This is a genomic window from Pseudomonas sp. CNPSo 3701 (genome assembly GCF_028674975.1).
Taxonomy (GTDB): domain Bacteria; phylum Pseudomonadota; class Gammaproteobacteria; order Pseudomonadales; family Pseudomonadaceae; genus Aquipseudomonas; species Aquipseudomonas straminea.
On the sequence record NZ_JAQZSI010000003.1, the window covers coordinates 621,295 to 643,270 of the forward strand.

Below are 21,976 nucleotides of genomic sequence, written 5' to 3' on the forward strand. Positions count from 1 at the left end.
ACCGCTGGCGGCGGCTCAACTCATGTAATACTCGCTTTACCCCCATTGTTATCTGCGGAGGCCGCCTGCTTGGATCTGGTGATTGCACGGCCCGAAGGCCTGTACTGTCCTCCCGGAGATTTCTATATCGACCCCTGGCGCCCCGTCGAGCGCGCCGTCATCACCCACGGCCATGGCGACCATGCGCGCACCGGCAGCGCCCATTATCTGGCCGCAGCGCCGGGTGAGGGCATCCTGCGCACGCGCCTGGGTCGCGACATCAATCTGCAGACCCTGGCTTACGGCGAAACCATCGACCACCATGGTGTGACCCTGAGTTTCCATCCTGCCGGGCACGTGCTGGGATCGGCCCAGGTGCGCCTGGAGTACCGGGGCGAAGTCTGGGTCGCCTCGGGCGACTACAAGGTCGAGCCGGACGGCACCTGCGACCCGTTCGAGCCGGTGCGTTGCCATACCTTCATCACCGAGTCGACTTTCGGTCTGCCGATCTACCGCTGGCAGCCCCAGGCGCAGATCTTCGCCGGCATCAATGACTGGTGGCGACAGAACCAGCAGGCCGGTCGGGCCAGCGTGCTGTTCTGTTACGCCTTCGGCAAGGCGCAGCGCATCCTCCATGGCATCGACGAAAGCATCGGGCCGATCCTCGGGCATGGCTCCATGGAGCCACTGCATCAGGTGTATCGCGATGCTGGCGTTTACCTGCCCGAAACGCGCTACGCCGGTGATGTGCCAAAGGGCGACCCGCTGCTGCGCCAGGCGCTGGTCCTGGCACCGCCGTCGGCTGGCGGCAGCACTTGGATACGCCGTTTCGGCGACTACAGCGATGCCTTCGCCAGTGGCTGGATGCTGCTGCGCGGCACGCGTCGGCGCCGTGGCGTGGACCGCGGTTTCGTGCTGTCCGACCACGCCGACTGGCCGGGCCTGCTGTGGGCCATCGAGCAGACCGGCGCCGAGCGGGTGATGGTCACCCACGGTTCGGTGAACATTCTCGTTCGCCATCTGCGCGAACAGGGCCTGGATGCCCAGGCGTTCGCCACTGAATACGGTGAAGAAGACGACGCGGCCGTGGAGCCGAGCTCGTGATCGCCTTCGCGCAGCTGTATGCGCGCCTCGACGCCACCACCTCGAGCAACGCCAAGCTCGCTGCCCTGCAGGATTACCTGAGCGATGCCGAGCCGGCCGACGCCGCCTGGGCCGTGTACTTTCTGGCCGGTGGCCGGCCTCGGCAACTGGTGCCTTCGCGGCAACTGCGCGAACTGGCGATGCAGCGCGCCGGTCTGTCCGACTGGTTGTTCGAGGAAAGCTATTCGGCGGTGGGCGACCTGGCGGAAACCATCGCACTGTTGTTACCCGAGGCCACCTCGACCTCCGGAGATGGCCTGGCGGTGTGGGTCGAGCAGAAGCTACTGCCGTTGCGCGGCCTGCCGCCCGATGAACTGGCGATGCGCCTGGATGCCCTGTGGGCGCAGCTCGACCGGCCATCGCTGATGGTCAGCATCAAGCTGATCACCGGCGCATTCCGGGTCGGGGTTTCCAAGCTGCTGGTCACCCGTGCCCTGGCGGCCATCGCCGAGGTGGACGCCAAGCGCGTCGCCCAGCGCCTGGTCGGCTATACCGACCTGTCGAACCGGCCCACGGCGGCGTCTTACGAACGGCTTATCGCCGCTGAATCCGAAGACGAGCACGCCCAGCGCGGCGGCCAGCCCTATCCGTTCTTCCTCGCCCATCCGCTACAGCGCCCGCTCGAGGAATTCGACGCCAGCCTGGGCTCGCCCGGCGACTGGCTGATCGAGTGGAAGTGGGACGGCATTCGCGCGCAACTGGTCAAGCGCGACGGCCAGCTGTGGGTCTGGTCGCGGGGCGAGGAATTGATCAGCGAGCGCTTTCCCGAACTGCAGGAATTGGCGCCGCTGCTGCCCGACGGCACGGTGATCGATGGCGAGCTGGTGGTCTGGCGGCACGCGCCGGAAGCGACCGCAAGGCAGGGCGAATTGATGGCCGCGGCGGCGGACGAGCCTGCCGAGCCCCTCAACGATCAGGTCGAGGAGCAGCTCGAACGCTTCGGCATTCAGCCGTTCGCCCTGCTGCAGCAGCGCATCGGCCGCAAGACCCTCAGCCGCAAGCTGCTCGAGGAAGTGCCGGTGGCGGTGCTCGCTTACGACCTGCTGGAGTGGCAGGGCGAGGACTGGCGCAGCCACCCGCAGCACCAGCGCCGTGCGCAGATGGAACAGGTGGTGGCCAGTTGTGCCAGCCCTCGGCTGATGCCGTCGCCGCTGCTGCACGGCGACACCTGGCAGGTGCTGGCCGAGCAGCGCGAAGCCTCACGCTCGCTGGGCGTCGAGGGCATGATGCTCAAGGCCCGTGAGTCGGCCTATGGCGTGGGGCGCAGCAAGGACGTCGGCGTGTGGTGGAAGTGGAAGATCGACCCGTTGAGCGTCGACGCCGTGCTGATCTACGCCCAGCGCGGCCATGGCCGGCGTGCCAGTTTGTACAGCGATTACACTTTTGCCGTATGGGACGGCGCACCGGGCGATCCCGAACGGCGTCTGGTGCCGTTCGCCAAGGCCTATTCGGGGCTCACCGACGAGGAAATGCGCAAGGTCGATGCCATCGTGCGCAAGACCACGGTGGAGAAATTCGGCCCGGTGCGCAGCGTCACCCCCAGCCTGGTATTCGAGCTGGGCTTCGAAGGCATCGCCCGTTCGCCCCGGCACAAGAGCGGCATCGCCGTGCGCTTTCCGCGGATGCTGCGCTGGCGTCATGACAAAGGCGTGGAGGAGGCCGATACCCTGGAACTGCTGCAGGAATTGCTGCCATGAGCCTGGCCAGCACATGGCTGCGGCGTAACGGCTGGAAGGCTTTCGATTTCCAGAAGGAGGTCTGGCAGGCCGTCGCCGATGGGCAGAGCGGCTTGCTGCATGCCTCCACCGGCGCCGGCAAGACCTACGCGGTATGGCTTGCCGCGCTCAATCGTTTCGCCGGTAAGGCGTCGCCGAAAAAGGCTCCAGTCAGCAAACGAGCGCCGCCAGCGGCGCCGTTGACAGTGCTGTGGATCACCCCGATGCGCGCCCTCGCTGCCGATACGCAGCGTGCCTTGCAGGCGCCGGTCGACGGCCTGGAACTGCCCTGGACGGTGGGCATGCGCACCGGCGACACCGGCAGCGCGGAACGTCAGCGCCAGGCGCGGCGCCTGCCCACGGCGCTGGTGACCACCCCCGAAAGCCTGACCCTGCTGCTGACCGGTGCCGACGCGAAAAACCAGTTCGCCCATGTCGGCATGCTGGTCGTGGACGAGTGGCACGAGCTGCTCGGCAACAAGCGCGGTGTGCAGTTGCAGCTGGCCCTGGCGCGGCTGCGCCAGTGGAACCCGCAATTGGTCGTCTGGGGGCTGTCGGCGACCCTGGGCAATCAGCCCCACGCCCTGGAGGTCCTGCTGCCCGACGGCAACGGCCGCCTGGTGCGTGGCGAGCAGGGCGGCAAGCCGCTGATCGACACCCTGTTGCCGCCGGCGGTGGAGCGCTTTCCCTGGGCCGGTCATCTGGGTTTGCGGTTGCTGCCACAGGTGGTCGAAGAACTGGATAAGAGCAGCGTCAGCCTGGTATTCACCAACACCCGCTCGCAGTCTGAACTCTGGTACCAGGCTCTGCTCGAGGCCCGGCCGGACTGGGCCGGGCTGATCGCTCTGCATCACGGCTCGCTGGCCCGCGAAGTGCGCGACTGGGTCGAAAACGGCCTCAAGCAGGGCAAGCTCAAGGCGGTGGTGTGCACCTCCAGCCTGGACTTGGGGGTCGATTTCCTGCCGGTCGAGCGGGTGCTGCAGATCGGCTCGGCCAAGGGCGTCGCACGCCTATTGCAGCGCGCCGGGCGCTCCGGCCATGCGCCCGGGCGTACCTCGCGCGCCACCCTGGTGCCGACCCACGCCGTCGAGCTGCTCGAGGCGGCGGCGCTCCAGGATGCGGTAGCGGCGGGGCGGATCGAGGCCCGTGAATCCCCCCATCAGCCTATGGACGTGCTGGTCCAGCATCTGGTCAGCATGGCGCTCGGCGGTGGCTTCCGGCCTGACGAGCTGCTGCGCGAAGTACGCAGCACCTGGGCCTATCGCGACCTCAATGAGGCGCAGTGGCGCTGGGCGCTGGCCTTCGTGCGCCAGGGCGGCGAATCCTTGAGTGCTTACCCGGATTACCAGCGCGTGGAGCCGGACGCAGAGGGCGTATGGCGGGTGCCCGGCCCGCGCCTGGCGCGGCGCCACCGGATGAGCGTGGGCACCATCGTCAGCGATGCCAGCCTGACCGTGAAATGGTGGAGCAAGGGCGGTGGCGGCTCCCTGGGCAGCGTGGAGGAGGGTTTCATCGCCCGCCTGCGGCCCGGCGACGTGTTCCTGTTCGGCGGTCGGCCACTGGAGCTGGTGCGGGTCGAGAACATGACCGCCTACGTCAAGCGCAGCGCTGCCGGCAAGGCCAGCGTGCCGCGCTGGAATGGCGGGCGCATGCCGCTTTCCAACACCCTGGCCGAAGCGCTGGTGGCACGCTTCGGCCAGGCTGCTCAAGGCCGTTTCGATGGCCCGGAAATGCGCCTGCTGCAACCGCTGCTCGAGGTGCAGGCCAACTGGTCGGCTTTGCCGGCGTCCGGCACTCTGCTGGCCGAAACCCTGCATTCGCGCGAAGGCTGGCATCTGTTTCTCTATCCCTTCGCCGGGCGCAACGTGCATCTTGGGCTGGCTAGCCTGCTGGCCTGGCGACTGGGCCAGCGGCGGCCGCTGAGTTTTTCCATCGCCGTCAACGACTACGGCCTGGAGCTGCTGTGCGCCAATGAAGTGGAATGGGAGCAACTGCTCGACGGCGAGCTGTTCGACGAGCGTGATCTGTTGCATGACGTGCTCGCCAGCCTCAATGCCGGAGAGCTGGCACAGCGGCGCTTTCGCGAGATCGCACGGATCGCCGGGCTGGTGTTCGGCGGCTACCCCGGAGCAGGCAAGAGCCTGCGCCAGGTGCAGGCGTCCAGCGGCCTGTTCTTCGACGTGTTCCGCCAGTACGACCCCGGCAATCTGTTGCTCGCCCAGGCCCATGACGAAGTGCTGAGCCAGGAGCTGGACGTGCAGCTACTGCGCCACACCCTGGCCGACATGCGCGCCGCACGGCTGAACCTGCACGCCTTGCGCCGCGCCACGCCGCTGGCGTTCCCGTTGATGGTCGAGCGCTTTCGCGAGCGGCTCAGTTCGGAAAAGCTCGCCGACCGCATCGCCCGTATGCTCGGCGAACTGGAGCGCGCCGCCGGACCTGGCCCGCAAGTGGCGGACGCACCGCTGGTCGAGGTCGAGCCGGCGAGCCGCCGCAGCGAACGCAAGCGCAAGGATGGACGCCCGCGAGGCAAGGCCAAGGCCGGATCTGCATGAGCGCACCTCATCTGGCAGTGGAGCTGGCCGGGGAGACCCTCTGGCTGCTGGCCGACAAGGCACTGTACTGGCCCGCCCGGCAGGCGTTGTTGATTGCCGATGCGCATTTCGGCAAGGCGGCCACCTACCGCTTACTCGGCCAGCCGGTGCCCCAGGGCACCACGGCGCGCAACCTGCAACGCCTCGACCGGCTGCTGCAGGACTATCCCACCCGGCAACTGATCTTTCTCGGCGATTTCCTGCACGCCAGGCCGGCGCGCAGTGGCAGCACCCTGGCCGCCTTGCAGGCCTGGCGAGCCCGGAATGCCGAGCTGCAGATCCTGCTGGTACGCGGCAACCATGATCGCAGCGCCGGCGACCCCCCGGCCGAGCTGGGCATCGACGTGGTGGGCGAGCCCTGGCCGATGGGGCCGTTCGCCCTGTGTCACGAGCTGACGAGCTGCCCGGGCCGCCACGTACTCGCCGGGCACCTGCATCCGGTGTTCGTGTTGCGCGGGCGAGGGCGGGACCGGTTGCGCATGCCATGTTTCTGCATCGAGCAGGCGGCGACCCTGCTGCCGGCGTTTGGCGAGTTCACTGGCGGCATGGCCATCGAGTCGATGCCAGGGCGGGCCATTTATGGCGCTCTGGATGGGGCGGTGTGGCGATTGGCCTGATCACGGTGTGGCATATCGCCACAGTTCGGTCAGACGGAAAACTGACGATCAGCCTCTTATCCGCTGTAAATCGTTGAACAATCGTGATTCGGTTCACAGTCCAGGCAGTAACTCTCACCGGGCATCGCCGTTGGTCGACTGAAACGTTTCACCTTCCTCTAGTTATTTGCCTCCCGGTCGATAGAATGCCTGCCGCAAAAAATCAGACTGGTCCAACAACAACTCTCCAGCTGCTCTAACTCGGTTAAAAAAGTCGGAGAACTATTGATGAACAGCTGGTTTTCGAACATCAGCGTCACCCTGAAACTTGCCTTGGGTTTCGGCCTCGTACTCGCGCTCACCTGCATTCTTGCCTTGGTCGGCTGGACCAGCCTCGGTAGCCTGGTGCAGCGCAGCGACTGGACGGCGGATATCGCTCACCTGAACGATACCCTGACCGACCTGCGTGTCACCCGCCTGCAGTACATGCTGGCCAACGGCGATGAAACCATCGCCGAAACCGTGCAGAAGTCCCTTGATGGCTTCAAAGCTCAGCACGGCCAGGTACTGGCCAAGTTCAAGAGCCCCGATAACGTGCGCTTGCTGCAGGCCCAGGGCGCGCAGATCGATGCCTATCAGCTGTCGCTGAACAAGATGCGCAGTGGCTTTCGTGCCAGCAACGACGCGCGCCAGGAGATGACTCGCAATGCGGTCAGTGCGGGCGAAGCGATCAATGAGATCAACACGGCGGTGATGAACCTGCCGCCCTACGATGACAGCCGCGCCGCCCAGTTCCAGGCCATTACCAAAGCCAAGGAAGACTGGCAGCTGGTGCGTTACCAGGTGCGCGGCTATACCGGCAGCCCGAATGCCGATGCCGAGCGCGTGGCCGTCGCCCAGATCGATACCACCATCAAGGACATGGACGACTTCCGCCAGGCCTTCGCTGCCGAGCACCCGCAGCGCGTCAACCAGGTTACCGCGGCGCTGGACAAGTACCGTGATGCGGTCATGGCCTTCAAGGCCGCTATCGACACCATCGCTGTGGCGCGCAAGGAGCTGACCGACGAAGGCTACGAGATCGTGCGCATCAGCAAGGAGCTGACCGCTATCCAGATGGAGCGCCGCAACAGCGAAACCACCTCAGCCCGCACCCTGCAGCTGACTACCACGCTGATCGCACTGTTGGTCGGTGTGTTGGCGGCCTGGCTGATCACCCGCCAGATCACCCGCCCGCTGCAGGAAACCCTGGTCGCCGTGGAGCGCATCGCTGGTGGCGACCTGAGCCAGACCCTGCAGGTGACCCGTCGCGACGAAATGGGCGTGCTGCAGCTGGGCATCCAGCGCATGGGCAGTACATTGCGCGACCTGATTGGCGGCATCCGCGACGGTGTCACCCAGATCGCCAGCGCCGCCGAAGAGCTGTCGGCCGTGACCGAGCAGACCAGCGCCGGGGTGAACAGCCAGAAAGTGGAAACCGATCAGGTAGCCACCGCCATGCACGAGATGTCTGCCACTGTTCAGGAAGTCGCGCGCAACGCCGCCGACGCCTCGCGGGCCGCCTCCGATGCCGACCGCGAAGCCAATCAGGGTGATCGCGTGGTCGGCGAGGCCATCGCGCAGATCGAGCGCCTGGCTGCCGAAGTGACGCGCTCCACCGAAGCGATGAGCCACCTGCAGCAGGAGAGCAACAAGATCGGCAGCGTGATGGACGTGATCAAGGCGGTGGCCGAGCAGACCAACCTGCTGGCCCTCAACGCCGCCATCGAAGCCGCCCGCGCTGGTGAAGCCGGCCGTGGTTTCGCCGTGGTCGCCGACGAGGTGCGTGGCCTGGCCCAGCGCACGCAGAAATCCACCGAGGAGATCGAGGAGCTGGTCGCCGGCCTGCAGCATGGCACCCAGCAGGTCGCCAACATCATGCACAGCAGCCGCGAGCTGACCGACAGCACCGTGGAGCTGACCCGCAAGGCCGGTGGTTCGCTGGAAAGCATCACCCGTACGGTGTCCAACATCCAGTCGATGAACCAGCAAATCGCTGCCGCTGCCGAGCAGCAGAGTGCGGTGGCCGAGGAGATCAGCCGCAGCGTGATCAACGTGCGCGACATCTCCGAGCAAACGGCTGCCGCCAGCGAGGAAACCGCCGCCTCCAGCGTCGAGCTGGCTCGCCTGGGTAGCCAGCTGCAGCAGATGGTCAGTCACTTCCGCGTCTGATCGGCACGTTTCGCTGACAAATGAAAAGGCCGTAGCTTGCAGGAGCTACGGCCTTTTTCGTATTGGTAGCAATGGCGGAGTGGTGATGGTTTGGAGCCTGTTCACGATTTTTTAGATGCATAAGCAGGCTGCAATAAGGCAAAAGGGGTCGGTGACCGTAGGACGGGTGAAACCCATAGCAATTGATGGGTTTCACCCACGCGGCCCGACCCATCCTACGGTCTGCTACAAGGCAGAAGCGTACATCGGCGCAGTATCTGTGTTTTCGTGCGCATGGCGCGCTCCCACAATAGGTCGGCGAACGGCCGCTAACGCCACTTTGAAGTCAAAAAGAGGTCGGCGCTTAGTGGGTTGCTATCCAGATCAGCAAACCGGCCTGGAACAGACAGAAGGCCACCAGACAGCCGATGGTGAAGCGCAGGCCGCCATCCTCACGCTTGAGTTGCTCCAGGCGCTCGCGCTGCTTGCGCAACTGTACGTCCTGCTCCTGCAGGTTCTGGTCGGCCTGTTGCAGCATCTGCGCGGCGTCCAGCTGTTCGATGAACTGCACCTTCTCGCCATTCCAGTCGCTGTGCAGGGCGCTTAGGCGCGAGGCGCTGTACTGCGCCTTGAGCTGATTTTCCTGGTAATCGACGCTGAATCCTTGGGCCTTGAGGCAGTGATCGCGGCGCGCGCGGGCTTCGTCGTTGAGCGCATCGCGGCTCGGCAGCGGGCCGCTTTCCAGGGTGTAGTGGGCGCAGTGCTGTTTGGCCCAGGCTGCCGCCTGGGCCAGCAGGAAGCGCCCCAGGCCTCGGTTCTGGGGCTCCAGGCTCAGGCCGCTGTCAGGGCCGAAGCGCGCTTCCTTGTTGCGGTGATCGAGCCACAGTTCCAGTACGTTTTGCTCCTTGCGCACCTTCTGGCCGGGCAGCTGCAGGCTCAGGCGCAGCAGGCTCTGTTCCTTGCTGTGCCGCTCTACACGGCCTAGCTGCACGAAGCGCAGCGGGCGGGCGCCGGTGTGGCGGTCGACGGGCAGGGGCGACAGACGCAGCAGGCGAAAATGCTCCGGCCCAAGGCCGTCCCAGGGATGGGAAGGGGCGGGCTGTTCGCTTTCCGGCGGGGCGACGGCGGTGGTTTCGCTGTCGGTCATCTGGCGCTCCTTGGGGAGCCGCCTGGCAGGGCGGGCTCATGATCGGTTCTAGCCGTTATCGGCAGCCTTGCCGTTATCTGCAGGCGGCAGTGCCTTGATGAAGCTTGCCAGGCGGGTGGTCAGGCCGCGGGCAAGCGGCAGATCCGGGTTGTTATAGGACGCTAGTTGCGCCTCCATGTCCATCGGCACGATGCGCAGCACATGGTTCATGCCGTTGACGATTTGCAGCTCCGCCCTTGGGTTGGCAGCATGCAGCGCCTCGGCGTCCTGCACGCTGACCTGAATGTCGTGATCGCCCTGCAGGATCAGCGCCGGCGCCTTGACCTGGGCGAAGGCGGCCGCGGGATCCTGGCGGAACAGGGAAATCAGGTAAGGCTGCACGCTGGTACGAAACAGCACCGTCAGCTCGTCCGACACCTGGGGCACCTGGCGTCCTTCATGCAGGGCTTCGAGCAGCGTCTCGGCTTCGCCACGCAGGCGCGGCGGCAGGCGGTTGCGCAGTTGCTCGCGCAGCAGCTGGTCGATGGGCCGCGCACTGCCGGCGATGGACACCAGAGCATCGGCACCCGATTGATTGGCTGCCAGTGTGGCGATTAGCGCACCTTCGCTGTGGCCGACCAGAATTACCTGGCTGAAGCGTTTGTCCTGGCGCAGCTGCTGCACCCAGGCGACCACGTCGGCCGCATAACGCTCAACGCTGAGGTCGCGCTCATGGGGCGTGGCGGCAAAGCTTTCGCCGATGCCGCGCTTGTCGTAGCGCACGCTGGCGATGCCTTGCTGGGCCAGGGCCATGGCCAGCTTGCGGTGGGCGTCGTTATGGCCGCCACCAGGGTTGTTGCCGTTGCGGTCGGTCGGCCCGGAGCCGGCCACCAGCAGCACCACGGGTACCGGCGCGTCGCGCTGCGGTAGTACCAGCGAGCCGTTCAGCACGCCCTGGCCGGTATCCAGGCTGACCGGCTCACGCAGGATGGGAGCGGCCTGAACCAGGCCGGTAAACAGGGAAAGGGTCAAAAGCAGGGCTCGCAGCATGATGGTGGCAGGTCTGTGATGGGCTCTGTTGGACGCTGGCCAATGGCCAAAGGTTCGCGCGCGGGTGATCTCGGCGGTTGGCTGGGAGTATACTCAGCGGCTTTCTTCATGGGCCTGCCTTTTCGCCGCAGGCTGCGGATCGAACTTCTCTGGAGCCTCGCGCAATGTCCGGCAATACCTTCGGCAAGCTGTTCACCGTCACCACGGCAGGCGAGAGCCATGGCCCGGCGCTGGTCGCCATCGTCGACGGCTGCCCGCCCGGCCTGGAGATTTCCCTGGACGACCTGCAGCGCGACCTGGATCGCCGCAAGCCCGGCACCAGTCGCCATACCACCCAGCGTCAGGAAGCCGACGAGGTGGAAATCCTCTCCGGGGTGTTCGAAGGCAAGACCACCGGCTGCGCCATCGGCCTGCTGATCCGCAACACCGACCAGAAGTCCAAGGACTACTCGGCGATCAAGGACCTGTTCCGCCCGGCCCATGCCGACTACACCTACCACCATAAGTACGGCATCCGCGACTACCGCGGCGGCGGCCGCAGCTCGGCCCGTGAGACCGCCATGCGTGTGGCGGCCGGTGCCATCGCCAAGAAGTACCTGGCCAGCCAGGGCATCGTCATCCGTGGCTACATGAGCCAGCTCGGCCCTATCGAGATTCCGTTCAAGACCTGGGATTCGGTGGAAGAGAACGCCTTCTTCAGCCCTGATCCTGCCAAGGTGCCCGAGCTGGAGGCCTACATGGACCAGCTGCGCCGCGACCAGGATTCGGTAGGCGCGAAGATCACCGTGGTGGCCGAAGGCGTGATGCCGGGCCTCGGCGAGCCGATCTTCGACCGCCTGGACGCCGAGCTGGCCCATGCGTTGATGAGCATCAACGCGGTCAAGGGCGTGGAAATCGGTGATGGTTTCGCGGCCGTTGCCCAGCGCGGCACCGAGCACCGTGACGAGCTGACCCCGCAAGGCTTCGTGTCCAATCACGCCGGCGGCATTCTTGGTGGTATTTCCAGCGGCCAGCCGATCGTGGCTCACCTGGCGCTCAAGCCGACGTCCAGCATCACCACGCCGGGCCGCTCCATCGATGTGGATGGCAACCCGGCGGACGTGATCACCAAGGGCCGTCATGACCCCTGCGTCGGCATCCGCGCCACGCCTATCGCCGAAGCGATGATGGCCATGGTGCTGATGGATCATCTGCTGCGTCACCGTGGACAGAACGCCGACGTGCGCGTGAATACGCCGGTGCTGCCGCAGCTGTGAGCATGCCGCTGCGCGCCGCGAGCGGGGCCGGCGCTCTGCTCGCACCAGCAGCCTGAGGTCTGGTGCCCATGGCTGCACTCCCGTACTGGCGGTTGTCCGGTTTCTATCTCTTCTACTTCGCGCTGCTGGGCGCCACGGCGCCGTTTCTCGGGCTGTATTTCGCGCATCTGGGTTTCTCATCGGCACGCATCGGCGAGCTGGTGGCCATTCCCATGCTGATGCGCTGCATCGCGCCTAACCTGTGGGGCTGGCTGGGTGATTACAGCGGCCGGCGCCTGCTGATCGTGCGGTTGGGCGCCCTGTGCACCTTGCTCAGCCTGAGCCTGATCTTCGTCAGCCACAGCTATGCCTGGCTGGCACTGGTGATGGCGTTGCATGCGTTCTTCTGGCATGCGGTGCTGCCGCAGTTCGAGGTCATCACCCTGGCGCATCTGCGCGAGCAATCGGCGCGCTATGCGCAGATCCGCCTGTGGGGCTCGATCGGTTTCATTCTCAGTGTGGTCGGCCTGGGCAAGGCCTTCGACCTGCTGAGTCTGGATGTGTATCCCTGGACACTGCTGATCATCATCGCCGGCATCGCCCTGAGTAGTTTCTGGGTACCGGATGCCCAACCGCTGGCGTCGTCGCAGTCTGCGGGTCAGGGTGGTTTTCTGGGGCAGCTCAGGCAGCCTGGGATTCTGGCTTTCTACGTTTGCGTGGCGCTGATGCAGCTGTCCCACGGGCCGTACTACACCTTTCTGAGCATTCACCTGGAGCACCTCGGCTACAGCCGCAGCCTGATCGGCATGCTCTGGGCGCTAGGCGTGGTCGCCGAGGTGCTGGTGTTCATGGCCATGGCGAGGCTGCTGCGTCATTTCAGCCTGCGTCAGGTGTTGGTCGCCAGCTTCGCCATCGCCGCGCTGCGTTGGGTGCTGATGGGCTTTCTGGCCGATCACCTGAGCGTACTGCTGTTCGCTCAGGTGCTGCATGCCGCCACCTTCGGCAGTTTCCACGCCGCCTCCATCGCCTTCGTACAGCGCAGTTTTGGCGCGCGCCAACAGGGCCAGGGGCAGGCGCTGTACGCCTCGCTGGCCGGCATTGGCGGCGCGCTGGGTGCCTTGTACGCCGGATACAGCTGGAACGGCCTTGGTCCGCAGTGGACATTCGCCCTGGCGGGGCTGGCCGCGCTGCTCGCAGCCGCTATCATGGCCCGACGCACGGCCGAGCCGACATGACATACCCGGTCGCCATCAGGTGGCCGACAGCAGACAGGAATCACCCATGAGTCGCCTGAGCGTTCACCACCAATCCAGCCCGCAGATCCCCAACAAGGTGCTGGGCCACGCCGAAGACATCGCCAGCACCCTGGCGGCGGTCGGTATCGAATTTCGCGAATTGCCGTTGCAAAGCAGGGTGCAGGCGGGTGCTAGCGAGCAGGAAATTCTGGCTGCGCTGGGCGACACTCTGGAGCAGCTCAAGCGTGACAGCGACCTGAGCCAGGCCGAGGTGATCAGCATCGACCAGCGCCACTGGCCCCGCGAGGGCGACAAGCCGGCCGACGCGCCGGTGGAGGTGCTGGCCGACGGCGCGCAGCTGTACCTGTTCCTGGCCGGGCAGGGCCTGCTGAGCCTGCATGTCGATGACTACGTGTATGCCTTGGTCGGTGAGCGCAATGCGCTGATCAGCGTGCCGGCCGGTACGCGCCACTGGTTCGATCTGGGCGAGTTCCCGCACTGTGCCGCGATTCGACTGTCTGGCGGGAACGCGGCACAGCCCAGGCCGAGTCACGATGCCATCGCTGCGGATTTCCCGCGTCTGGAAGACTGAGCCGCCTGCCAGAGCCTGTTCACGATCTTTATGCTCATCAGGCGGCAACTACAAAGCAGAAACGGTCGCTCAGCGGCTGAGTGGGAGCGGCTTTAGCCGCGAGTTTTTATTAATGCAAGCAAAGAGCTCGGGGCTAAAGCCCCTCCTACAAAATCCACGTATCCGCCCTTAGCTGCCAAAGTCGACGAATCTGGATCATGAACAGGTTCTCAGTCGAACAGGCTGGCCTGGGGGCGAGGCACCGCTCCTTCGAGCTCCAGCAGCAGCTGTTTGCGCGGCAGGCCGCCGGCAAAGCCGGTCAGGCTGCCGTCGCGACCGATCACCCGGTGGCAGGGAATGATGATGCAGATCGGGTTGGCGCCATTGGCCGCACCCACCGCGCGTACCGCCTTGGGCCGCTCGATGCGCTGGGCGAGGGCGCTGTAGCTGTCGATCTTACCGAAGGGAATTTGCTGCAGCGCTCGCCAAACCGCCTGCTGGAAGGGCGTACCCTGCGGGTTGAGGCGCAGCTCGAAGCGTCGCCGGCGGCCTTCGAAGTATTCATCGAGCTGGCGGCTGGCGTCATCGAGCTGTGAGCCGGCCTCGCGCCAGCCATCACCGATCCGCCAGGGCGTGCGCTCCACGTTCATCAGCAACTGCTGCAGACCGTGCTCGTCGCCGACCATGAACAGGCGGCCGATAGGGCTTTCCTGATAGCGATAGAACATCCTCAGCCTCCCGAGTAGTTATGCCACAGATGCGCGGCGGCATAGGCGCGCCACGGCCGCCAGGCCTCGGCATGCAATTGCAGTTGCCGGGCGCTGATGCCGGCCGGGCCCCAGATCGGCGCCTTGAGCAGGCCCAGGTCACTGGCGGGGAAGGCGTCGGCGTCGCCGAAAGCACGCAGGGCGATGTATTCGGCTGTCCATGGGCCGATGCCGGGCAGAGCGCACAGCTGCTCGATCAGCTCGCTCGCCCCCTGACTGATCTCCAGGCGTAGCGCGCCGCTGGCAACCTGGGCGGCGAAATGCTGCAGGGTCTGCACCCGTTTGCCGGGCATGCCGATGCCGTCGAGATTGGCCTCGGCGATGGCCGCCGGCGTTGGAAACAGCCGGTCGATACCGTCGGGGGCTCCCTCCAGCGATTCGCCAAGCCGCGTTACCAAACGCCCGGTGATAGTCACCGCGGCCTTGACGGTGACCTGCTGGCCGACGATGGCGCGCACCGCTTGCTCGAAGGCATCGAAGGCGGTCGGCAGGCGTAGGCCTGGATTGCGTGCCAGCATCTCTGCCAGATATTGGTCGGCCGCGAAATGCGCGGCGATCAGCGCAGGTTCAGCGTCCAGGTCGAACATGCGCCGTACGCGCTGTACCAATTCCGGCAGGCAGGCGTTGGCCGAAGCGCTGCGTTCAAGCGTCAGGGCGTGCTGGCCGGACAGGGCGGTGATGCGAAACCAGCCGGTGATTTCGCCCAGGCGAAAGCTGCGACAATAGTTGCGCTCGCCCAGGCATTCCTGGCTGGCAATGGCGCGCAGCTGGAAATGCCCGTGAAACTGCCGCCAGTCCCAAGGCGCTCGGTAAGGCAGGGTAAGGATGGTGTCTGTCATGCCGATGACGATAACGTCGCCGCGGGGCTTTGTCTGCGGGTAAAGTGACTTTCAAACTGGCCGTCGACCAGTGTCGACAAAATTTTCACATCCGAGCGGGCACACTGCTGCGGCGCCGCTCGCCGAATTGGCCGGGCCTGCCGTAAATGTCTCAAGCGGAAGATCGAACATGACCCCTACAGCAGTTCAGGGCACCCCTCAAAAAACATCGAATCCCTTACGCAGCCAGTTGCTCTTCACCCTCTACAGCGGCCTTGCCCTGTTGGTGATGTACACGCTGCTGCGCGTCGCCTTGCTGGTCTATAACCGCGAGCTGATCGGCGACACGCCGGGCGCCGCCTTTGTGGAAGCCTTCTACAATGGGATGCGCTTTGACCTGCGCGTGGTGGTTTACGCCTGTGCGCCGCTGCTGATCGCGTTACTCAGCACCCGCGTCATGCTCGCGCGCATCTGGCAGCGCACCTGGCTGACCTTGTTCGCCAGCATCACGCTGTTTCTCGGCCTGGCCGAGCTGGATTTCTACAAGGAATTCCACCAGCGCCTGAACAGCCTGGTGTTCCAGTACCTTCAGGAAGACCAAACCACGGTGATGAGCATGCTGTGGAACGGCTTTCCGGTGGCGCGCTATCTGATCGCCTGGGCCGTGATCACCGGCCTGCTGTGGTGGATGTTCAGCCGTTTCGACCGCGCCAGTCGGACCAAAACGCCGGTTGCTGCGGGTACCGCTCGGCCGACGGTGGCCTGGTACTGGCGCTTCTCGGCGTTCTTTCTGTGCCTGCTGATCGCGGTGATCGCTGCCCGTGGTCATTTGCGTCAGGGGCCGCCGCTGCGCTGGGGTGATGCCTACACCACCGAATCGATGTTCGCCAACCAGCTGGGCCTCAATGGCACGCTGACCCTGGTCAGTGCCGCTCAGGCAACATTCGGCGCGCACCGTGACAACACCTGGAAGTCGACCATGGAGGATGAGCAGGCCCGGCAGATCACTCGCGACATGCTGCTGACCCCGGACGACCAATTGGTCGACGCCGACAGCGCCGCCATCCGCCGTGTCTACACGCCGCCGAGCGACAAGACCCTACCGATTCGCAACGTGGTGGTGATCCTGATGGAAAGCTTCGCCGGCCATTCAGTCGGCGCGCTTGGAGCACCGGGCAATATCACGCCGAACTTCGACAAGCTGAGCAAGGAAGGGCTGCTGTTCGACCGTTTCTTCTCCAACGGCACCCACACCCATCAGGGCATGTTCGCCACCATGGCGTGCTTCCCGAACCTGCCGAGCTTCGAGTACCTGATGCGCACGCCGGAAGGTGCCCACAAGTTCTCCGGCTTGCCGCAGCTGCTCAGCGCCCGTGGCTACGACAACCTGTACGTCTACAACGGCAATTTCCAGTGGGACAACCAATCCGGCTTCTTCAGCAACCAGGGCATGACCAATTTCATTGGCCGCGAGGATTTCGTCGACCCGGTGTTCATGGACCCGACCTGGGGCGTGTCCGATCAGGACATGTTCGACCGCGGCGCCCTGGAGCTGAAAACCAATTACGGCCAGAAACCCTTCTACGCGCTGCTACAGACTCTTTCCAACCATACGCCCTATGCACTGCCCAAGGATTTGCCGGTGGAGCGGGTGATGATCGACGGCAAGGAAGACCTGCACCGCACCGCCATGCGCTATTCGGACTGGGCGTTGGGGCAGTTCTTCGAGAAGGCGCGCAAGGAGCCGTATTTCAACCAGACGCTGTTCGTGGTGGTCGGTGACCATGGCTACGTAGCGCCCGATCAGCTGACCGATATCGACCTGCACCGTTTCAACGTGCCGCTCTTGCTGATCGCCCCCGGCATTCAGGAGAAGTTCGGCAAGGTCAGCCACACCGTCGGCACCCAGGTCGATATCGTGCCAACCATCATGGGCCGCCTCGGTGGCGATGCACGCCACCAGTGCTGGGGCCGTGACCTGCTCAATCTGCCTGAGGGCGACACAGGTGTAGGAGTGATCAAACCTTCGGGCGGTGATCAGACCGTGGCCATCGTCACGGCTGACCAGATACTGGTGCAGCCCAAGGATTTCGAGCCGCGGATGTACCGCTATCAGCTGGGTGCAAAGCCGGCGGCCACGCGTATTGAAGGCCCGGTCGATGAGACGTTGAAGAAACGCCTGGAGGCCTTCCTGCAAACCGCTACCAAGAGCCTGCTGGATAACACCGCAGGCGTGGTGGACGGCATGCCGGATAAACCGCAGCCCTGAAACATCAATAAAAAAACCGGCGCCTAGCGCCGGTTTTTTTATTTATTGGAGGGGAGCGATTTAGCTGCAGCCTTCCACGTAGAACACCGCAGGCGGCAGGCCGATGCGCCACCGGGTCACTACACCATTGCTATCGGTTTGGAATACCAGGCGAGCGTCGCTATCGGTGTAAGGCGTGACGATGAAATCGGTGGCACCTGGCTCGTATTTGTTGGGCTGCTCCTCGAAGCGCCCCGGATAGGTCGCGCGAATTTGCTGGGAACTGCTGCCCACCTGTAGGCCGCGGGGCGCCTTGCGCTCGCGGGTGTCGATGTCATAACGCACGAATTGTCCGTTCTCGAGCATGAATGAGGTGCCGAAGCCGTTGGCCGGGCGTGGATCCTGGAACAGCTGGCGGCAGGTGTCCGAGCCGCCGCCGTCACGCAGCGAGCCTTTCCAGGCTGCGCGCACGGCTGTTTCGTCACTGCCGAACCGGGCGCTGGCAAAGCCGGCGAAGGGACTCAGGTCCTCCTTTTCCTGCAGCTTGGGCGGGCTGCTCTGGGCGGCGGAGGCGGTTTTGGCGGGGGTATTGCTGGCGTCGCTGCAGGCGCTCAGCGCCAGAATACTGGTCATCACAACAGCGGAAATTGAAAGCGTACGGTTCGCCATGAAAATCCAACCTTCGTCTCGAATGGGAACGGCCGCGCGAGGCGGCCGAGTCGGTAAGGCATGAGACCGGGAGAATCAGGCATGGGTATGCCGGCGCAGAGCAAAAGGCCCGCTGCGTATGCAGGCCTTTCGCTGCAGTCTCATGCTGCGTGGCGTTTGGCCACGTTTTCGCAAAAAAGATCCCGACTTTTATCCAGATGCTGATCGACCAGCCATTTGCCGTGGGCAATGGAGGCCTGCTGTGTCGGGGCGGCAAGCACGATGCAGGTGGCGCCGCCAGCAGGGCGTGGCTTCAATTGCGGGTATGACACGGCACCACGGGCTGGCGCTGTGGTCCGACGAACTGCGGAAAAAGATAGTTGCATGACCCGGCGCGCCCCGCGGTCTATGCTTTGAGGGCGTGCTGCGTTGATCGAGCACGTATCTTCACTTCAGCTCGTACCAGAGGCCCCAGGCCTTCGCGTCATCACGGTGCGCCGTGTGTTGCATGTTGAGTCAGATCGCCGTTTTGCGGCGTATCCAATCCTCGTCTGATGGAGATCAACTATGAGCACGATTCTGCACGAAGATGTTGGTAGCGGCATTCTGCGCCGCATGAAGGAAGGCGGATTCGATTTCGCCAGCGTCCATCCCATCGAGTTCTACGCTATTTTTCCCGACCAGGACCGGGCCCTGAAGGCCACTCGCAACTTTCGCGGCGAGAGCCTACACGCCCAGGTCACCGAGCGTGACGAGGGCGACTGGTATCTGCAGGTCAGCAAGGTCATGCACGTGACGCCGGCCGGCATCGGTGATTTCGCCCAAGATCTGGAGTCGGTGGTGATCCCTCTGGGCGGTGAGCTGGACGGCTGGGGCGTGACCCAGCAGATCAGCGCCGCCAGCTCGCACGAGTAGCGTCGCTCGGCGCTACAGTCCTTTTTCCCAAAGTGTCACCAGATCCCGGGGAGCCTGCTCCTCGGGAACGTTCAGCACCATCTCCTGCGCGCGCTCGGCGCAACTTCGAAGCTCGATGCGATAGAAGCGTCGGTCACCCTGGCCAGGGTGGCTGCTGGCTATCGGCAGGCAGGCTTCCAGTAGCGAGCACACCTGGCCACGCTGTTCTGGGTCGCACTGAGCGAAGTCGATCTCCCGTGGGCGGTTGAGCGCGGCAATCGCCGCGAAACCGCCCTGGCGCGATATGCGCACCAGGGCCTCGTCGGTCAACGGCGGCAGCTTGTTCATGGTTGCGTAACCTCGACGCCCACATCCTTCCAGGCTTTGGCTACCGCAGCGGCTTCGCTTGAGCTCTGGCCGAAGCGCTGTGCGGCGCGATCCACGCACAGGCTCGCGAAGGCGGTGAAGTCGGCGTCGTTGCCTAGCCGTTCATCACACAAGGTGTCGTACCAGATCGGCCCGGCCTTTTCCCAGGCGTGGCCGCCCAGCGCGGTGGCGGCCAGGTAGAAGGCGCGGTTGGGGATGCCCGAGTTGATGTGAACGCCACCATTATCCTCGCGGGTCTTAACGAAGTCGCGCATGTGGGCCGGCTGCGGGTCCTTGCCCAGCAGCGGATCCTCGTAGGCGCTACCAGGTTCTGCCATGGAACGCAGGCCCTTGCCGTTGACCCACTCGGTAAGCAAGCCGGCGCCGATGATCCAGTCCGACTGCTGGGCCGTCTGCTGCAAGGCGTATTGCTTGGTGAGGATGCCGAACACGTCGGACAGCGATTCGTTGAGCGCCCCAGGCTGGTTGACGTAAACCAGCGCCGCTTCACTGTCGATCACTCCATGGGTCAGCTCGTGGGCGACCACATCCAGGGCAATGGTGAAACGGTTGAAGATCTCGCCGTCACCGTCGCCGAAAACCATCTGCTCACCGTTCCAGAAGGCGTTCTCGTAGCGCTGGCCGTAATGCACGGTGCCGATCAGCGGCAGGCCATTACCATCGATGGAATGCCGGCCGAGCACCTCGTGGAAGAACCGGTAGGTGGCACCCAGGGCCTCGTAGGCTTCGTCGACCGCCTCGTCGCCACTGGCCGGCTGGCCTTCGCCGCGAACGAGTTGTCCGGGCAGCTGCATCTGCTGCTGCGCATCATGGATGCTGCGCTCGGGTTGGCCAGCGGCCATCAGCTGGCGCGCCTGCACGTTATTCGGGCGCGGCTTGCCGTTGTTGTGCCTGAGGGAGGCAACGTGCTGCAGGGTATTGCGCGCGCAATCGCGCTGCTGCTCGGAGCCGTGGCCGATGATGCGGTCGAGAAGGTAGGGCGGGATCAGGCTGCGGTTCATGGTGGGAATCCTTGTCCGGAGAGGCATGCCGGCCAGGTCGATACCTGACCACTCTCAGGTGGGAACGCTACACGCCGGCAATGTTTCCGCCGCGCTGACATTTCTGGACAAAAGGGCACGCTACATAAAAGTGCAATGCTTTGCCGTCTCGCCTGTCCGAGATTTCATGGGGCAGAGCAGCTTAGTCAGGCGGTCTGGAAAGCCGATGTCAGCAGATTGTGCAGGCAACCTACCTGAGTGCGCTCATTGCGCTCCAATATGGTGCAAGGCGGTCCGGTTTTAAAAATAAGTACTTGATTATAAAGGCCTAAATTCGGTGGCTCGACGCTTGCAATGTCTGCGTCGAACTGGGTTGCAAGGAGTAGAGCATGACCCGCGCCTTTTACGACGAGATGCACCTGCCGGACGGCACCTGCCGCCCCCATTACCAGGCCTTTTCCCGCTGGCTGCAGGAAACCCCTCAGGAACTGCTCGACCAGCGCCGCCGTGAGGCGGACCTGCTTTTTCACCGCGCCGGCATCACCTTTACCCTATATGGCGACGCTCAGGGCACCGAGCGGCTGATTCCCTTCGATATTATTCCGCGCAGCATTCCAGCAAGCGAATGGCGTATCGTCGAGCGTGGCTGCATCCAGCGCGTGCAGGCGCTGAACATGTTTCTCGCCGATCTCTACCACGATCAGCGCATCATCAAGGCGGGCCTGATTCCGGCCGAACAGGTGCTGGCCAACGAAGGCTATCAACTGGCGATGCAGGGTCTCGATCTGCACCGTGACCTGTATGCGCATATCGCCGGCGTCGATCTGGTGCGCGATGGCGACGGCACCTATTACGTGCTCGAGGACAACCTGCGTACCCCCAGTGGCGTGAGCTACATGCTCGAAGACCGCAAGATGATGATGCGCCTGTTCCCCGAGCTGTTCGCCAACCAGCGCATCGCCCCCATCGATCACTATCCCAGCCTGCTGCTCGACACCCTGAAGAGCTCCAGCCCGCTCGACAACCCGACCGTGGTGGTCCTCACCCCAGGGCGGTTCAACAGCGCCTATTTCGAGCACGCGTTTCTGGCGCGGGAAATGGGCGTCGAGCTGGTGGAGGGCGCCGACCTGTTCGTGCGTGACGACAAGCTGTTCATGCGCACCACCGCTGGCGCCAAGCAGGTCGATGTGGTGTATCGCCGCCTGGATGACGCCTTTCTCGATCCGTTGGCCTTCAACCCGGAGTCGATGCTCGGGGTGCCCGGCCTGCTTTCCACCTATCGGTCGGGCAACGTGGTGCTGGCCAATGCCATCGGCACCGGCGTGGCGGACGACAAATCGATCTACCCCTATGTCGGCGAGATGATTCGTTTCTATCTGGACGAGGAGCCGATCCTCAAGAATGTGCCGACCTGGCAGTGCCGCAAGCCGGCCGAGCTGTCGCACGTGCTGGCCAACTTGAAGGACCTGGTGGTCAAGGAAACCCAGGGCTCGGGCGGTTACGGGATGCTCGTCGGTCCCGCGGCCAGCAACGCGGAAATCGAGGCCTTTCGCCTGCGCCTGATTGCCAGGCCGGAAGCCTATATCGCCCAACCGACGCTGTGCCTGTCGACCTGCCCGACATTCGTGGAGAACGGCATCGCGCCGCGGCACATCGACCTGCGCCCCTTCGTGCTGTCCGGCAAGGAAACACGCATCGTGCCTGGCGGCCTGACCCGCGTGGCGCTGCGTGAAGGCTCGCTGGTGGTCAACTCGTCGCAGGGCGGCGGCACCAAGGACACCTGGGTGGTGGAGGACTGAG

The 21,976-nt window shown here is 64.5% G+C and carries 18 protein-coding genes and 1 pseudogene; 12 read left to right on the plus strand and 7 right to left on the minus strand.

Annotation, left to right across the window (positions count from 1 at the left end; all coding sequences use genetic code 11):
• The first annotated feature begins 69 nt into the window (after nucleotides 1-69).
• The 6 genes and pseudogenes from PVA39_RS12140 to PVA39_RS23420 all read left to right on the plus strand — a co-directional run bounded on the left by PVA39_RS12140 (nucleotide 70) and on the right by PVA39_RS23420 (nucleotide 8,238).
• Nucleotides 70-1,083, plus strand: a complete 1,014-nt coding sequence (locus PVA39_RS12140) for a ligase-associated DNA damage response exonuclease (protein ID WP_093506945.1) — start codon at nucleotides 70-72, stop codon at nucleotides 1,081-1,083.
• Nucleotides 1,080-2,819 carry an ATP-dependent DNA ligase gene (locus PVA39_RS12145; protein WP_274124255.1) on the plus strand — a complete coding sequence of 580 codons (1,740 nt, stop codon included), beginning with the start codon at nucleotides 1,080-1,082 and terminating at the stop codon, nucleotides 2,817-2,819. Before PVA39_RS12140 ends, PVA39_RS12145 begins: the two co-directional genes overlap by 4 nt.
• The gene (locus PVA39_RS12150; protein WP_274124256.1) at nucleotides 2,816-5,392 is read left to right on the plus strand and encodes a ligase-associated DNA damage response DEXH box helicase; all 2,577 of its coding nucleotides are present in this window, start codon (nucleotides 2,816-2,818) and stop codon (nucleotides 5,390-5,392) included. Before PVA39_RS12145 ends, PVA39_RS12150 begins: the two co-directional genes overlap by 4 nt.
• Nucleotides 5,389-6,048 (plus strand): ligase-associated DNA damage response endonuclease PdeM, encoded by a 660-nt coding sequence (pdeM, locus tag PVA39_RS12155; RefSeq protein WP_274124257.1) that lies wholly within the window; start codon nucleotides 5,389-5,391, stop codon nucleotides 6,046-6,048. Before PVA39_RS12150 ends, pdeM begins: the two co-directional genes overlap by 4 nt.
• 267 nt (nucleotides 6,049-6,315) lie before the next feature.
• Nucleotides 6,316-7,335, plus strand: a pseudogene (locus PVA39_RS23415) (methyl-accepting chemotaxis protein); the annotation flags it as partial.
• A 198-nt stretch (nucleotides 7,336-7,533) separates the two neighbouring features.
• Nucleotides 7,534-8,238, plus strand: a complete 705-nt coding sequence (locus PVA39_RS23420) for a methyl-accepting chemotaxis protein (RefSeq protein WP_371257935.1) — start codon at nucleotides 7,534-7,536, stop codon at nucleotides 8,236-8,238.
• A gap of 343 nt (nucleotides 8,239-8,581) precedes the next feature.
• Here the strand turns inward: PVA39_RS23420 and PVA39_RS12165 are convergent, their stop codons facing one another.
• Together PVA39_RS12165 and PVA39_RS12170 are read right to left on the minus strand one after the other, a co-directional pair.
• Nucleotides 8,582-9,364, minus strand: a complete 783-nt coding sequence (locus tag PVA39_RS12165; protein WP_093506956.1) for a hypothetical protein — start codon at nucleotides 9,362-9,364, stop codon at nucleotides 8,582-8,584.
• Between the two features lie 48 nt (nucleotides 9,365-9,412).
• A complete protein-coding gene (locus PVA39_RS12170; RefSeq protein WP_274124259.1) occupies nucleotides 9,413-10,393 on the minus strand; it encodes an alpha/beta hydrolase family protein in 981 nt (326 codons plus the stop codon).
• A 164-nt stretch (nucleotides 10,394-10,557) separates the two neighbouring features.
• On the opposite strand from PVA39_RS12170, the gene aroC reads away from it, so the two are divergent.
• The 3 genes from aroC to PVA39_RS12185 all read left to right on the plus strand — a co-directional run bounded on the left by aroC (nucleotide 10,558) and on the right by PVA39_RS12185 (nucleotide 13,455).
• Nucleotides 10,558-11,649 (plus strand): chorismate synthase, encoded by a 1,092-nt coding sequence (gene aroC / locus PVA39_RS12175; protein ID WP_274124260.1) that lies wholly within the window; start codon nucleotides 10,558-10,560, stop codon nucleotides 11,647-11,649.
• A gap of 68 nt (nucleotides 11,650-11,717) precedes the next feature.
• The gene (locus PVA39_RS12180; RefSeq protein ID WP_274124261.1) at nucleotides 11,718-12,863 is read left to right on the plus strand and encodes an MFS transporter; all 1,146 of its coding nucleotides are present in this window, start codon (nucleotides 11,718-11,720) and stop codon (nucleotides 12,861-12,863) included.
• A 46-nt stretch (nucleotides 12,864-12,909) separates the two neighbouring features.
• Entirely contained in the window at nucleotides 12,910-13,455 is a 546-nt protein-coding gene (locus PVA39_RS12185) for an acireductone dioxygenase (protein WP_274124262.1), read from the plus strand.
• 209 nt (nucleotides 13,456-13,664) lie between these two features.
• On the opposite strand, the gene PVA39_RS12190 is transcribed toward PVA39_RS12185, so the two are convergent.
• Together PVA39_RS12190 and PVA39_RS12195 are read right to left on the minus strand one after the other, a co-directional pair.
• Nucleotides 13,665-14,162 carry a methylated-DNA--[protein]-cysteine S-methyltransferase gene (locus PVA39_RS12190; RefSeq protein WP_274124263.1) on the minus strand — a complete coding sequence of 166 codons (498 nt, stop codon included), beginning with the start codon at nucleotides 14,160-14,162 and terminating at the stop codon, nucleotides 13,665-13,667.
• A 2-nt stretch (nucleotides 14,163-14,164) separates the two neighbouring features.
• The gene (locus PVA39_RS12195; RefSeq protein ID WP_274124264.1) at nucleotides 14,165-15,040 is read right to left on the minus strand and encodes a DNA-3-methyladenine glycosylase family protein; all 876 of its coding nucleotides are present in this window, start codon (nucleotides 15,038-15,040) and stop codon (nucleotides 14,165-14,167) included.
• Between the two features lie 169 nt (nucleotides 15,041-15,209).
• Between PVA39_RS12195 and PVA39_RS12200 the strand changes: the two genes are divergently transcribed.
• On the plus strand, nucleotides 15,210-17,288 hold the full coding sequence (locus PVA39_RS12200; protein WP_274124265.1) for an LTA synthase family protein: 2,079 nt from the start codon (nucleotides 15,210-15,212) through the stop codon (nucleotides 17,286-17,288).
• A gap of 60 nt (nucleotides 17,289-17,348) precedes the next feature.
• Here PVA39_RS12200 and PVA39_RS12205 read toward each other — a convergent pair whose 3' ends face one another.
• Nucleotides 17,349-17,900, minus strand: coding sequence for a hypothetical protein (locus tag PVA39_RS12205; RefSeq protein WP_178109851.1), 552 nt, complete (start codon nucleotides 17,898-17,900; stop codon nucleotides 17,349-17,351).
• A gap of 582 nt (nucleotides 17,901-18,482) precedes the next feature.
• Between PVA39_RS12205 and PVA39_RS12210 the strand changes: the two genes are divergently transcribed.
• A complete protein-coding gene (locus PVA39_RS12210; RefSeq protein WP_147175953.1) occupies nucleotides 18,483-18,830 on the plus strand; it encodes a ribonuclease E inhibitor RraB in 348 nt (115 codons plus the stop codon).
• Between the two features lie 12 nt (nucleotides 18,831-18,842).
• Here the strand turns inward: PVA39_RS12210 and PVA39_RS12215 are convergent, their stop codons facing one another.
• Nucleotides 18,843-19,157 carry a protealysin inhibitor emfourin gene (locus tag PVA39_RS12215; protein ID WP_274124266.1) on the minus strand — a complete coding sequence of 105 codons (315 nt, stop codon included), beginning with the start codon at nucleotides 19,155-19,157 and terminating at the stop codon, nucleotides 18,843-18,845.
• Complete coding sequence (locus tag PVA39_RS12220) at nucleotides 19,154-20,197, minus strand: M4 family metallopeptidase (protein ID WP_274124267.1); 1,044 nt, start codon at nucleotides 20,195-20,197, stop codon at nucleotides 19,154-19,156. Before PVA39_RS12220 ends, PVA39_RS12215 begins: the two co-directional genes overlap by 4 nt.
• Before the next feature lie 368 nt (nucleotides 20,198-20,565).
• Between PVA39_RS12220 and PVA39_RS12225 the strand changes: the two genes are divergently transcribed.
• Complete coding sequence (locus PVA39_RS12225; protein ID WP_147175949.1) at nucleotides 20,566-21,975, plus strand: circularly permuted type 2 ATP-grasp protein; 1,410 nt, start codon at nucleotides 20,566-20,568, stop codon at nucleotides 21,973-21,975.
• Nucleotide 21,976: the final 1 nt, after the last annotated feature.

Excerpts from the sequence above, each read along its gene's own strand:
- PVA39_RS12205 (WP_178109851.1), bottom strand. The coding sequence starts at position 17,900 with ATGACCAGTATTCTGGCGCTGAGCGCCTGCAGCGACGCCAGCAATACC.
- aroC (WP_274124260.1), top strand. The coding sequence starts at position 10,558 with ATGTCCGGCAATACCTTCGGCAAGCTGTTCACCGTCACCACGGCAGGC.
- PVA39_RS12170 (WP_274124259.1), bottom strand. The coding sequence starts at position 10,393 with ATGCTGCGAGCCCTGCTTTTGACCCTTTCCCTGTTTACCGGCCTGGTT.
- PVA39_RS12180 (WP_274124261.1), top strand. The coding sequence starts at position 11,718 with ATGGCTGCACTCCCGTACTGGCGGTTGTCCGGTTTCTATCTCTTCTAC.
- PVA39_RS12190 (WP_274124263.1), bottom strand. The coding sequence starts at position 14,162 with ATGTTCTATCGCTATCAGGAAAGCCCTATCGGCCGCCTGTTCATGGTC.
- PVA39_RS12215 (WP_274124266.1), bottom strand. The coding sequence starts at position 19,157 with ATGAACAAGCTGCCGCCGTTGACCGACGAGGCCCTGGTGCGCATATCG.
- PVA39_RS12185 (WP_274124262.1), top strand. The coding sequence starts at position 12,910 with ATGAGTCGCCTGAGCGTTCACCACCAATCCAGCCCGCAGATCCCCAAC.
- PVA39_RS23420 (WP_371257935.1), top strand. The coding sequence starts at position 7,534 with ATGTCTGCCACTGTTCAGGAAGTCGCGCGCAACGCCGCCGACGCCTCG.
- PVA39_RS12150 (WP_274124256.1), top strand. The coding sequence starts at position 2,816 with ATGAGCCTGGCCAGCACATGGCTGCGGCGTAACGGCTGGAAGGCTTTC.
- PVA39_RS12210 (WP_147175953.1), top strand. The coding sequence starts at position 18,483 with ATGAGCACGATTCTGCACGAAGATGTTGGTAGCGGCATTCTGCGCCGC.
- PVA39_RS12195 (WP_274124264.1), bottom strand. The coding sequence starts at position 15,040 with ATGACAGACACCATCCTTACCCTGCCTTACCGAGCGCCTTGGGACTGG.
- PVA39_RS12220 (WP_274124267.1), bottom strand. The coding sequence starts at position 20,197 with ATGAACCGCAGCCTGATCCCGCCCTACCTTCTCGACCGCATCATCGGC.
- PVA39_RS12225 (WP_147175949.1), top strand. The coding sequence starts at position 20,566 with ATGACCCGCGCCTTTTACGACGAGATGCACCTGCCGGACGGCACCTGC.
- PVA39_RS12200 (WP_274124265.1), top strand. The coding sequence starts at position 15,210 with ATGACCCCTACAGCAGTTCAGGGCACCCCTCAAAAAACATCGAATCCC.
- pdeM (WP_274124257.1), top strand. The coding sequence starts at position 5,389 with ATGAGCGCACCTCATCTGGCAGTGGAGCTGGCCGGGGAGACCCTCTGG.
- PVA39_RS12165 (WP_093506956.1), bottom strand. The coding sequence starts at position 9,364 with ATGACCGACAGCGAAACCACCGCCGTCGCCCCGCCGGAAAGCGAACAG.